Origin of the sequence: Isoptericola sp. NPDC060185 (genome assembly GCF_042728595.1) — a bacterium.
Taxonomy (GTDB): domain Bacteria; phylum Actinomycetota; class Actinomycetes; order Actinomycetales; family Cellulomonadaceae; genus Isoptericola.
The window spans coordinates 10465-21789 of sequence record NZ_JBHWYY010000067.1 but is presented as its reverse complement, the minus strand read 5'-3'; the positions used below and the strand labels follow the sequence as shown (position 1 = coordinate 21789).

General features: G+C 75.1%; 12 protein-coding genes. 5 read left to right on the top strand and 7 right to left on the bottom strand.

Features of this window, described 5'->3' with window-relative positions; all coding sequences use genetic code 11:
* Window positions 1-52: 52 nt before the first annotated feature.
* Window positions 53-898 carry a LysR substrate-binding domain-containing protein gene (locus ACFWDO_RS17055; RefSeq protein WP_380324625.1) on the bottom strand — a complete coding sequence of 282 codons (846 nt, stop codon included), beginning with the start codon at window positions 896-898 and terminating at the stop codon, window positions 53-55.
* A gap of 89 nt (window positions 899-987) precedes the next feature.
* Between ACFWDO_RS17055 and ACFWDO_RS17050 the strand changes: the two genes are divergently transcribed.
* The gene (locus ACFWDO_RS17050; RefSeq protein WP_380324622.1) at window positions 988-2241 is read left to right on the top strand and encodes an MFS transporter; all 1254 of its coding nucleotides are present in this window, start codon (window positions 988-990) and stop codon (window positions 2239-2241) included.
* Here the strand turns inward: ACFWDO_RS17050 and ACFWDO_RS17045 are convergent.
* A complete protein-coding gene (locus tag ACFWDO_RS17045) occupies window positions 2238-2648 on the bottom strand; it encodes a hypothetical protein (RefSeq protein ID WP_380324619.1) in 411 nt (136 codons plus the stop codon). The two genes, ACFWDO_RS17050 and ACFWDO_RS17045, sit on opposite strands and share 4 nt — an antisense overlap.
* A gap of 50 nt (window positions 2649-2698) precedes the next feature.
* The gene (locus tag ACFWDO_RS17040; protein ID WP_380324616.1) at window positions 2699-4177 is read right to left on the bottom strand and encodes an SH3 domain-containing protein; all 1479 of its coding nucleotides are present in this window, start codon (window positions 4175-4177) and stop codon (window positions 2699-2701) included.
* 128 nt (window positions 4178-4305) lie between these two features.
* Between ACFWDO_RS17040 and ACFWDO_RS17035 the strand changes: the two genes are divergently transcribed.
* The 3 genes from ACFWDO_RS17035 to ACFWDO_RS17025 all read left to right on the top strand — a co-directional run bounded on the left by ACFWDO_RS17035 (window position 4306) and on the right by ACFWDO_RS17025 (window position 6357).
* Entirely contained in the window at window positions 4306-5091 is a 786-nt protein-coding gene (locus ACFWDO_RS17035) for an alpha/beta fold hydrolase (RefSeq protein ID WP_380324613.1), read from the top strand.
* A gap of 124 nt (window positions 5092-5215) precedes the next feature.
* On the top strand, window positions 5216-5800 hold the full coding sequence (locus ACFWDO_RS17030) for a hypothetical protein (RefSeq protein ID WP_380324610.1): 585 nt from the start codon (window positions 5216-5218) through the stop codon (window positions 5798-5800).
* A gap of 140 nt (window positions 5801-5940) precedes the next feature.
* On the top strand, window positions 5941-6357 hold the full coding sequence (locus ACFWDO_RS17025) for a VOC family protein (protein WP_380324607.1): 417 nt from the start codon (window positions 5941-5943) through the stop codon (window positions 6355-6357).
* A gap of 39 nt (window positions 6358-6396) precedes the next feature.
* On the opposite strand, the gene glmS is transcribed toward ACFWDO_RS17025, so the two are convergent.
* The 4 genes from glmS to ACFWDO_RS17005 all read right to left on the bottom strand — a co-directional run bounded on the left by glmS (window position 6397) and on the right by ACFWDO_RS17005 (window position 9539).
* The gene (gene glmS / locus ACFWDO_RS17020; RefSeq protein WP_380324604.1) at window positions 6397-8235 is read right to left on the bottom strand and encodes a glutamine--fructose-6-phosphate transaminase (isomerizing); all 1839 of its coding nucleotides are present in this window, start codon (window positions 8233-8235) and stop codon (window positions 6397-6399) included.
* 14 nt (window positions 8236-8249) lie between these two features.
* Entirely contained in the window at window positions 8250-8510 is a 261-nt protein-coding gene (locus tag ACFWDO_RS17015; RefSeq protein WP_380324601.1) for a hypothetical protein, read from the bottom strand.
* Window positions 8511-8597: 87 nt separating this feature from the next.
* The gene (locus ACFWDO_RS17010) at window positions 8598-8843 is read right to left on the bottom strand and encodes a DUF2180 family protein (RefSeq protein ID WP_380324598.1); all 246 of its coding nucleotides are present in this window, start codon (window positions 8841-8843) and stop codon (window positions 8598-8600) included.
* A 174-nt stretch (window positions 8844-9017) separates the two neighbouring features.
* Window positions 9018-9539 carry a MarR family winged helix-turn-helix transcriptional regulator gene (locus tag ACFWDO_RS17005; RefSeq protein WP_380324595.1) on the bottom strand — a complete coding sequence of 174 codons (522 nt, stop codon included), beginning with the start codon at window positions 9537-9539 and terminating at the stop codon, window positions 9018-9020.
* Between the two features lie 84 nt (window positions 9540-9623).
* On the opposite strand from ACFWDO_RS17005, the gene ACFWDO_RS17000 reads away from it, so the two are divergent.
* Entirely contained in the window at window positions 9624-11117 is a 1494-nt protein-coding gene (locus ACFWDO_RS17000) for an MFS transporter (protein ID WP_380324592.1), read from the top strand.
* The last annotated feature ends 208 nt before the right edge of the window (window positions 11118-11325 follow it).

Genomic DNA, 11325 nt, shown 5'->3' with positions numbered 1-11325 from the left:
GGGGTGGGACCGTCCGGGGGGCGGTCCCACCCCGGCGTCGTGCTGCGAGGGGTCAGGAGATCAGCCCGGCCGCCGCGGGCGGGCGCGCCCGGTCGGGCCAGGCCACGCCGAGGCGGCGCGTGGCGCGCGGGCGCAGGGGCACGTAGACGGGGTCGGCGGCGTCGGGCCGCTCGGGGCGGGGCAGGACGGCGACGCCCAGCCCGGCCGCCACCAGCCCGCGGATCGTGTCGACCTCGCTGGACTCGAAGGCGATCTCCACCTCGACGTCGTGCGCGCCGAGCATCCCCTCGACGACGCCCCGCAGCTCGGTGGTGCGGGAGAACGCGACGAACCGCTCGCCCTGCAGGTCGCCCACGCCCACCCCGGCGCGGCCCGCGAGGCGGTGCCCGGGCGGGACGGCGACGCACAGCACCTGCTCGTGCAGCAGGCGCCAGCCCGTGGGCCGGGTGGACGGCGGCGGGGTGACGAGCGCGAGGTCGAGGACGTCGTCGTCGAGCCAGCCGAAGAGGTCCTGCGCGAAGCCCTGGCGCAGCTCGAAGCGCCGCTCCGGGTCGTCGCGGCGCAGGTCGGCGACCACGCGCGGCACCAGCCAGCGCGCCACGGACTGCAGGAAGCCGAGCCGCACCGTCCGCGCGCCGAGCGCCTCCTGCCGCACGTGCCGGCGGGCCACCTCGATCTCGTCGAGCACCCGCGCGGCGTCCGTCCGGAACCCGAGGCCCGCGCGGTTGAGCGCGATGCGGCGGCCGTGGCGGCGGAACAGCTCGACGCCGAGGCCCGCCTCCAGCCGCGACAGCGTGCGCGACACGGTCGACTGGTCCACCCGCAGCAGCGCCGCGGTGTCGCGGGTGCTCTCCGTCTCACACAGCGACAGGAACACCCGCAGCGTCTGCTCGTCCATCCGGCCTCCTCGGCTCAGATGCGATTCTGGCATCAGATGACCCGTCGGGATCATTTTGCGCATCGACACCCCGGGGGCACCGTGGACCGGTGACCGCCGAGCTCGCCGCCGCCCCGCGCACCGCCGTCGCGCCCCTGGAGGGCCACCGCCCCGGCTCCCGGGCCTACCGTCGCACCCTGCTGGGCCTGATGGCCGGCGGGCTCGCGAACTTCTCCCTGCTGTACTACGTGCAGCCGCTGCTGCCCCAGGTCGCCGCACACTACGACGTCTCCGCGGGCGCCTCCGCGCAGGTCCTGTCCGTGACGACGGCGGCGATGGCGGTCGCGCTGCTCGCCGTCGGCCCGGTCGCGGACCGGTTCGGGCGGGTCGAGGTGATGCGCTGGTCGCTGCTGGCGTCGGGCGTGCTGGGGCTCGCGAGCGCCTTCGCCCCGACGTGGGGCAGCCTGCTGGTGCTCCGTGCGCTGGCCGGCGTCGCGCTGGCGGGACTGCCCGCCGTCGCGCTCGCCTACCTGCGCGAGGAGATGCACCCCGGCGCCCACGCGCGCGCCAACGCCGCGTACATCGCGGGGACGGCGGTGGGCGGCGCCGTCGCACGGCTCGTGCCGGGACCGCTCGCCGCCCTCGGCGGCTGGCCGCTGGCCACCGAGGTGCTCGCCGGCACGACGCTCCTGGCCGCCGCCGCCCTGTGGGTGCTGCTGCCGCGCTCCGCCCGGTTCACGCCGCGCCCGCTGCGGCTGGGGACCGTCCTGACCGCCACCGCGTCCGCCTACCGCGACCCCGTCGTCGCGCTGCTGTGCGCCGTCGGCTTCGCCAGCATGGGCACGTTCGTCGGGGTGTACAACGCCGTCGCGTTCCGGCTCGAGGCCCCGCCGTTCTCCCTGGGGAGCGCCATCACGCTCGTGTACCTGGCGTACCCGGTGGGCATCGTCACGCCGTCCGTCGCGCAGCTGCTGGCCCGGCGGCGCGGGCGCGGCACGGCCGTGGTCGCCGGGCTGCTGCTGCTCGCCGCGGGCGTGGCCCTCACGGCGCCCGCGCACGTGGCGACCGTCGTCCTGGGCCTCGGCGTCCTCACCGTCGGGTTCTTCTGCGCCCACTCGCTCGTCAGCGGCTGGGCGGTGGACCGCGCGCACCGGCAGGGCCGCGGCACCGCGCAGGCGTCCAGCGCCTACCTGTTCGCCTACTACGTCGGCAGCGCGGTCATGGGTGCCGTCACGACGCACGTCTGGGAGGGCGCCGGGTGGGGCGGCGTCGTCGCCGTGTCGACGGGCACCACCGCCGTCGCCGTCGCCGCGGCGGCCGTCGCGGCCCGCCTCGACCGGCGACCACCAGAGGCCGTCGCCTAGGACTCCACCGGCACCCGCTGTCCGGCACGCTTCCCGGCGCCGCGGAACGCGCGTGCCATGACCACACCCCAGATCGGCGCGATCACGACGACGAGGCCCAGCCACCCGAGCACCTGGACGCGCGCCTCCTCGAGGCACTCCTGCGGGAAGGGATCGTCCGGCGTCGACGCCCCGACCAGCCGGTCGGCGGCGGATCCCGTGCACGTGAGTCCGTCCACCGTGGAGGCCGGCGCCACCGCCGCACACAGGGCGACGACGACCAGCACGAGCACCATGACGCTGAGCACCCACGTGGACCAGTGGGGCCGCACGCGGAGCCCGACGGCGACCCCCGTCACGGCGATCACCGCCACGGCGAGAGCCAGGAGCGCGATCATCAGCGCCGCGCCCAGGTCGGGTCCGCTCATCCCGCCTCGCCTCCTCACGATCGGTCGACCGTGAGCGTAGCGGTGCGGCGTCAGCGCGGCCTGGTGGCCGACAGGTAGGCGGTCGAGACGAAGCCGGTGCGCTTGCCGACGGTGACCTTCTGCCACCCCTTCGACGCCGCGCCGACGTGCGTCACCCTGGTGCCCTTCGCCAGCCGGGTGAGCACGGCCGACGACGTCGTCGGCTTCGCGCGCAGGTTGAGCGACGCGACGGTCACGTACGAGACCTTGGCGGCGGGCGTCGTCGTGCCCGGCTTGGCCACCGGCGCCTTGGTGGTCAGGTACGACGTCGCGACGTAGCCGGTGCGGGTGCCCGCCTTGACCTTCACCCAGCCCTTGGACGGCGCGGCCGTCTGCGTCACCTTGGTGCCCCTCGCCAGCCGGGCCAGGACGGCGGAGGACGTCGACGGCTTCGCGCGCAGGTTCAGCGACGTCGCGTTCACGTACGCCACGGTCGCCGTCGGCGCGGTGGGCTTCGTCGGGGCGGTGGGCTTTGTCGGGGCCGTGGCGGTGAGGTACGCGGCCCACACGTAGCCGGTGCGCGTCCCCGCCTTCACCCTCACCCAGCCCTTCGACGGCGCGGCCACCTGCGTCACCTTCGTGCCCCTCGCCAGGCGCGCCACCACGCCGGAGGACGTCGAGGCACCCGAACGCAGGTTGAGCGACGACACGTTCACGTACGCCGTCTTCGCCGTCGGCGCGGCCGGCGTCGCGGGCGGGACGGTCGCGGGCCGGCGCGGGGTCACGTACGACGCGGAGACCCACCCGGTGCGCGACCCGTACGTCACCTGCCGCCAGGTGCCGGAGGCGGCGCCCGGCTTCGCGGTGAGGGTCGCGGCTCGGGGCACGACGGCGAGCACCGGCGACGCCGTCGACGGCCCGGAGCGCAGGTTGACCTGGCTGCTCGCGTAGTAGGTGCACGACGTGGGCGTGCTGCGCACGGCGACCCGCGTCGCGGTGGCGCGCAGGTCGACGCCGCGGCCGCGGAGGTAGCTGAGCGGGTCGGTGTGGGTCGCGCCCGAACCGTAGACGCCGTTCCACAGCTCCAGGTGGAGGTGCGGACCGGTCGAGTTGCCGCTGGAGCCGACGTCGGCGATGCGCTGCCCCGCGGTGACCTTCTGGCCCGCGCGCACGTACCGGTCGCCGTCGACCACGTGCCCGTACACGGACGAGACGGTGCGGCCGCCGAGGGTGTGCCGCACCACCACGACCTGCCCGAAGCCGGGGGCCGCGCCCGCCTTCAGCACGACGCCGTCGGCGATGGCTCCCACGCGCACGCCGCGCGCGGCGCCCATGTCCTGCCCGAGGTGCCACGTCGACGCCCCCGCGACGGGCATGCAGCGCGGCCCGTAGTACGACGAGAGCGAGTACGTCTTCGCAGGCAGCGGCGCCACGACCCCGGAGGACGCGACGGCCGGCGGGGCGACGAGCACCCCTGCCGCGGCCGTGCCGAGCGCGACCGTGCCGGCCACGAGGAGGGCGCGCAGGCGCCCGGTCACCGATGTCGTCACGCACGCCCCCTGTGGCACCGATCCGATCACGAGCAGCGTGTCGGGTCGACATCGCTGCCGTGACGGTACGAAGGAATCGCGCGGGCCGCCCGGGGTGAACGGACATTGCGGCTATCTAGGGTGGTCCCATGCCGTTCGCGATCGCCGAGGACTCCGCCACGATCGCCTACCAGGTGCGCGGCGAGGGCCCTGCGCTCGTGCTGCTCGCCGGACAGGCGAACTCGCACCGCTGGTGGGACCCGGTCCGCGACGGCCTCGGCGCCGGGCGCCGCACGATCACGCTCGACTGGCGCGGCACCGGCGCCTCCGGCCCCACGGACCGGGAGCTCACCACCCGCCGGCTCGCGGGCGACGTGGCCGCGATCCTCGACGACCTGCGGCTCGAGCGCGCGGACGTCTACGGCACCTCGATGGGCGGCCGGGTGGCGCAGTGGTTCGCCGTCGACCACCCGCACCGGCTCGACCGCCTGGTGCTGGGCTGCACGACGCCGGGCGGAGAGCACGCCGTCGAGCGCACCCTGGAGGTGCGGCGCGCGATGGTGCAGCCCGACCGGCGCGCGGCGCGGCGTGCGCTGCTCGACCTCATGTACACGCCCAGCTGGCTCGACGCCCACCCCGGCCCGACGACGGTGGAGGGCGACCCGTCGATGACGCCGCAGGCCCGGCGCGACCACCTGCGCGCCAGCGACGGGCACGACGCCTGGGAGCACCTGCCACGGGTGCTGGCGCCCACGCTGGTGCTGCACGGCGCGGACGACGTGCTCGCCCCCGCGGTCAACGCGACGCTGCTCGGCGACCGGGTCCCCGGTGCCCGGGTGGAGGTGCTGCCGGGGCTGCGGCACGCCTACTTCCACGAGGGCGAGGCGGTGGCGACGCCGCTGGTGCGGGAGTTCCTGACCTCCGCCGCGAGGTGACCGTCGGGGGTGACCCCTGAGCAGCCCCTGAGCCCGGCGTCCTCCCCCGGTCGTACGCGGGGCCGCGCAGGTTCCGCTCCGGGGCCGACGCGGGCGCCGCCCGCCCGTTCGTAGCGTCGTGGGCATGACGCACCACGACCCCCGCCACAGCGCCCCGACCGACCTCTCGACCGTCACCACCTCGCCCGTCCGCCGCTACCGCGGGGTCGGCGTGCTGGCCCTCGCCTCGGTCGTCGCCGTCACGACCACCGCGTGCGGCGCCCTCACCGAGGCGTTGCAGGACCGGAGCTCCGGCCACACCCGCGCGTTCTCGTACGACAGCGGCGCGAGCGGCAAGGCCGCCGACGTCCTGCCGTCGTGGGTGCCCGACGACGCGGCCGACGTCCGCGGCGTCTTCCGCACCACGGGCGACGAGGTCATCCTCACGATGGACGCCGACCTGGCGGACCTGCCCGCCGAGTGCGCAGCCGTCGACGCCGACCACCCGCTCGTCGCGAAGCCGGCCCGCGACGGCCTCACGGTCGAGGACTACCGCGTGGACGCCACGCTCAAGGCGGCGTGGTGGCCGTACGGCCAGGAGCTGGACTCCACGCGCGTCTGCGGCGGCTGGTGGGTGGGTGCCCAGGACGGCGCGCTGTACGCGTTCACGCCCGAGCTCAAGGCCGTGAAGGTCGAGGAGCAGCCCGACCCGTCGGACGCCCCGGCCTGACGCACCCTCACCGCCGGGCGAGTTTTCACCCGGCGCTCCCCCGACGGGGGCGAGCTCCCGGACGGATCCTGGAGGGGTCCGGCACCCTCGTGGCGGCTCCCCACGCGCGGGGACCGGCGGCACGAAGGAGTGGAACGGCGATGGTCACGACTCGGCGCGGGTTCTCCAGCTTCTCGGTGGACGACCTCGACGCGGCACGCAGCTTCTACGCGGACACCCTCGGGCTCCGCGTCACGACCCTCGACGAGGGCATGGGCCTGGTGGTCCACCTCGGCGACGGCGCCCCGGTGTTCGTGTACCCGAAGGAGGACCACACGCCCGCGGCGTTCACCGTCTTCCACCTGGCGGTCGACGACGTCGACCCGGTGGTGGACGACCTCGTCGCGAAGGGCGTGAGCCTGGAGCGCTACGACGGCTTCGACCAGGACGAGAAGGGGGTCGCGCGCGGCTTCATGGAGGGCGGCGACGGCGCCTGGTTCACCGACCCGGCGGGCAACGTCATCGGCCTGATGGACGGCGAGGGGGTGCGGCAGCTCCTCGACGAGATCGGCGGCTGACCCCCACCGCGGACCGCCGCACCGCCCCCGCCGTCGTCGTCACTCGACGGTGACGGACTTGGCCAGGTTGCGCGGCCGGTCCACGTCCTCCCCGAGGGCGACGGCCGCGTGGTAGCCGAGCAGCTGGGTGGGGATCGTCAGCAGGATCGGGTCGAGCTCCACCTCGTTGCGCGGCACCTCGATGCGCGCGGTGGCCGCGTCCCCGAGCTCGACGCCCGGGTGCGTGATCGCGACGACGGCGCCCCCGCGGGCGCGGATCTCCTGCGCGGCGGTGATGTTGCGCTCCAGCAGGTCGTCGGCCGGCATGATCGCGACCGTCGGCAGCTCCGGGCTGATGAGGGCGAGCGGGCCGTGCTTGAGCTCGCTGGTGGGGTACGCCTCGGCGTGGCGGTAGGTGATCTCCTTGAACTTCTGCGCGCCCTCGCGCGCCACCGGGTAGCCCCGCACGCGGCCGATGAAGAACAGGCTCGGCGCCTCGGACAGCTCCTTGGCGGCGCTCGCGAGGTCCTCCTCGTCGCCCAGGATCTGCGCGATCTGGCCGGGGATCGCGCGCAGGCCCGCGATGATCCGCTTGCCGTCCGCGAAGGACAGGTCGCGCACGCGGCCCAGGGCCAGCGCGAGCAGCGCGAACCCGACGCCCATGTGCGTGAGCGCCTTGGTCGACGCGACGGCGACCTCGGGCCCGGCGTGCAGGTAGATGCCGCCGTCCACCTCGCGGGCGATGGACGACCCGACGGCGTTGACCAGCCCGACGACGGTGCCGCCCTTGCGCTGCACCTCGCGGACGGCGAAGAGAGTGTCCGCCGTCTCGCCCGACTGGCTGACCACCACGTACAGGGTGGACGGCTCGATGATCGGGTTGCGGTAGCGGAACTCGCTCGCGGGCTCGGCGTCCGCGGGGATGCGCGCCAGGTCCTCGATCATCGACGCCCCGAGCTGGCCCACGTAGTACGCGGAGCCGCAGCCCAGGATCTTCACGCGCGCGAACCGGCGCAGCTGGCGCGGATCCAGGTTGAGGCCGTCGAGCTTGGCGGTGCCGAACCGGTCGTCGAGGCGGCCGGACAGCATCCGCTCCACCGTCTCCGGCTGCTCGTGGATCTCCTTGTGCATGAAGTGGGCGTGGCCGCCCAGCTCCAGCTCCTCGACGGTGAGGTCGATCGTCACGGCGTCGCGCGCCGTGTGCTCCTCGTCGTTCGTGAAGGTGCGGAACCCGTCCGCGGTGACGGAGGCGAAGTCGCCGTCGTCGAGCAGCACCACCTGGCTGGTGTGGCGCACGATCGCCGCGGCGTCGGAGGCCACGAACATCTCGCCGTCGCCGACGCCGAGCAGCAGCGGCGAGCCGTTGCGCGCCACGACGATCCGGTCCGGCGTCTGCACGTCGAGCACCGCGAGCGCGTAGGTGCCGTCGATCTGCGCGACGGCGGCGCGCACCGCGTCCTCGAACTCGAGGCCCGCCGCGAGCTCGCGCGCGACCAGGTGCGCGACGACCTCGGTGTCGGTGTCGGAGGTGAGCTCGATGCCCTCGGCCGTGAGGCGCGAGCGCAGCGCGTGGAAGTTGTCGATGATGCCGTTGTGCACCACGTGCACGCGGCCGTCGTAGGAGGTGTGCGGGTGCGCGTTGCGCTCGCTCGGCTCGCCGTGGGTGGCCCAGCGCGTGTGCCCGATGCCGATCGTGCCGGCGAGGCGCGCCGGCAGCGCCGCCTCGAGGTCGCGCACGCGGCCCTTGGCCCGCACGACGCGCGACGGGTGCGCGCTCGAGCGCGGGTTGAGCACGGCGATGCCCGCCGAGTCGTAGCCGCGGTACTCCAGGCGGGTGAGGCCCTCGACGAGGACCGGTGCTGCCTGCTGGGGGCCGACGTAGCCGACGATTCCGCACATGGGACGGTTGCTCCTTAGCCGTAGATGGTGCGCCGGACCTGGCGCTCGCTGAGCTCCGGCGCCGCCACGAGGCGGTCGCGGAGCTCGGCGGCGATCTGCGCGTAGATCTCCTCGTTGCGGCGCCCGTAGGTGCGCAACGTCGCGTGCCGCCGGCGCACGTAGTCCTCGACCGGCTCGTGGTACCAGGCGAGGACGTCCTCGACGACCCGTGCCGCCTCGGACGGGGAGAGCCCCGTGGAGGTCGCGATGCGGGCGACGAGATCGGCGTCGGTCACCCCGACATCATGCGCGCCTCGCCCTCGACATGCCAGATCCTGCCCGAAATCGGGCAGGATCTGGATCGGACAACGGCGGCACGGGCGTCAGACGGTCGGCTCCTCGCCCGCCGCGGCCTCCTGCCAGGTCACGGACCCCGGCGGGGCGCACACCGGGTCGTACATGCGCCGCCCCGGCAGCCGGTACAGGGTGGGGTTGCCCGGCGTGTGCTCGTGCACGACGGCCGCCCCGACGCGCACGTGCTCCAGGCAGGCCCCGGCGCCGCACGTGGAACAGGCCGCCACCGCCGGCGTCACCCGGTCGAACCCCGTGGCGCACTTGTAACAGTTCATCGCGCTCTCCTTCCCCGGCGGGCCCGGGCGCACCCTGCGGGGCGCCGGTCGAGGAGGGTCGACGGGCGTCGGCGCAGGGCCCTCGGCGGCCCCGCGGTTGATCGGTCGATGGAACCAACGTACGGCCGACCCCCCGCGCTCGCGGTGACAGAGGTCACACCGGGTGCGCGGAGGCTACGCCTCCAGGACCGCCTCGCCGTACGCCGCCGTGAACCGCTCCAGGAGGTCGAGGAACGTCCCTGCCTCGTCGCCCAGCACGGCCAGCCCGTCGGCGTACGCGCCGAGCGCGCGGCTCGTGGCCCGCTCGAACGCGTCGAGCCCCTCGGCCGTGGGCTCGATCAGCCGCGCGGGGCGGCCGGCCTCGGTGAAGCGGCGCAGGTAGCCGGCCGCGAGCGCCGCGTTGACCTGCCGGTTCACGGTCGACTGCTCGAGCCGCAGGGCGTCGGCGATCTCCCGCAGCGTGCGGGGGCGGCCGTCGGAGAGCAGCCACAGCAGGCGCCCGTCGGCGGTCCCGAGCTCGCTGCGGTGCTCCGCCGTGCGGCGGTTGACGTCGAGGCGCACGAGCAGCGACGCGACGCGGCGGTCGGTGGGCAGGTCGGGGCCCGCGCCGAACGGCGCGGACGCGGTCGCGGGGTGGCCTGCGGCGCGGCCTCGGGTGGCTGTCGACGACCCGGACGACGGTGTCTCGGACGGCATCGGGATCCCTCCAGGGTTGACGCGGGGAGATATGTAGGTAGCATACACAACGTCTAATGTAACTTACACATCCCGAGGTGTGCCGTGAGCTCGTCCCCCTCCCCCGACGCCCCGCCGGCGTCACGGTCGTCCGCCCGCGCGCTGGCCGTCATCGTCGTCCTCGCGTTCAGCAGCCTGTGCGCGGCCCTCATGCAGTCGCTGGTCATCCCCATCCAGAGCGAGCTGCCCGACCTGCTCGGCACCACCGCCAGCAACACGTCGTGGGTCGTCACCGCCACGCTCCTCGGCGGCGGCGTCGCCATGCCGGTCACCGGCCGTCTCGCCGACCTGTACGGCAAGAAGCCCGTCCTCGTCGTCTCGGCCGCGATCCTCGTGGTCGGCTCCGTCGTCTGCGCCCTGTCCGACTCCGTGGGCCCGATGATCGTGGGCCGCGTGCTGCAGGGCGTCGCCATGGGGTATATCCCCGTCGCGATCAGCATGGTGCGCGAGACCGCGCCCGAGCACCTGCGCAACACCGCCGTCGCCGGCATCAGCGCCACCCTCGGCGTCGGCGGCGCCCTCGGCCTCCCCCTGGCCGCCTGGATCGCGCAGGACTTCGACTGGCACGTCCTGTTCTGGGTCTCCGCCGCCCTCGCCGCCATCATGACGCTCGCCACCCTGGTCGTCGTGCCGCACGTGCGCGACGCGCACCCCGGCCGGCTCGACGTCGTCGGCGCCGTCGGCCTGGCCGTCGGCCTCGTCGGCGTGCTGGTCGGCGTCTCCAAGGGCAACGACTGGGGCTGGGACCAGGCCAGCACCCTCGGCATGATCGCGGGCGGCGTCGTCGTGCTGCTGCTGTGGGGCTGGTACGAGCTGCGCCACCGCGACCCGCTCGTCGACCTGCGCACCACCGCCCGCCGCCCCGTGCTGCTCACCAACCTCGCCGCCGTGCTCATCGGCTTCGGCATGATGGCGCAGTCCATCGTGGTGCCGCAGCTGCTGCAGATGCCGGAGGCCACGGGCTACGGCCTCGGCCAGACGATCCTCGAGGCCGGCCTGTGGATGGCGCCCGCCGGCCTCATGATGATGGCGTTCACACCGGTCTCCTCCAGCCTCCTGACCCGGCTCGGCGGTCGCAGCACGATGGCGATCGGCGCAGCCGTCCTCGCCCTGGGCTACGTGGTGGCCGTGTTCCTCATGGACGCGCCGTGGCAGCTCATGCTCGCGTCGTGCGTGGCCTCGGCCGGCGTCGGCATCGGGTACGCCGCGATGCCCACGCTCATCCTCACGAACGTGCCGGCCGCGGAGTCCGCCGCGAGCGTCGGGCTCAACAGCCTCATGCGCTCCATCGGCACCACCGTGGCGGGCGCGGTCATGGCCATCGTGCTGACCAGCCAGACCACGGTGCTGGCCCCGGGCACGCCCGCCATCCCGACCGGCGGCGCGTTCCAGCTCTGCTTCGTCATCGGCGCGGTCGCGGCCGCCGTCGGCGCGGTGATCGTGCTGTTCATCCCGCGGCGGCCCGCCGCGACGCCCGACGACGGCCGCCACCTGCGCGCCGTCCCCGACGCGGAGGACGACTCCGTCCTGGTGGGCTGACGCCCGCCCGTCGCGGGGGGGCCGGGGCCCCGCGCGCCGCCCCCGCCCGGGGGCCAGCCCCCCCCCCGCGGGGGGAGCGGGGGGCCGCCCCCGCATAGACGGGGGGGGGGGCGGCGGCGCCCCCCCCCCCCCCGGCCCCCGCCGCCCGACCCGCCCCGGCTGGTGCGGGGGGGGGCCGCCGCCACGGCCGCCGCCATCACACTCCTCG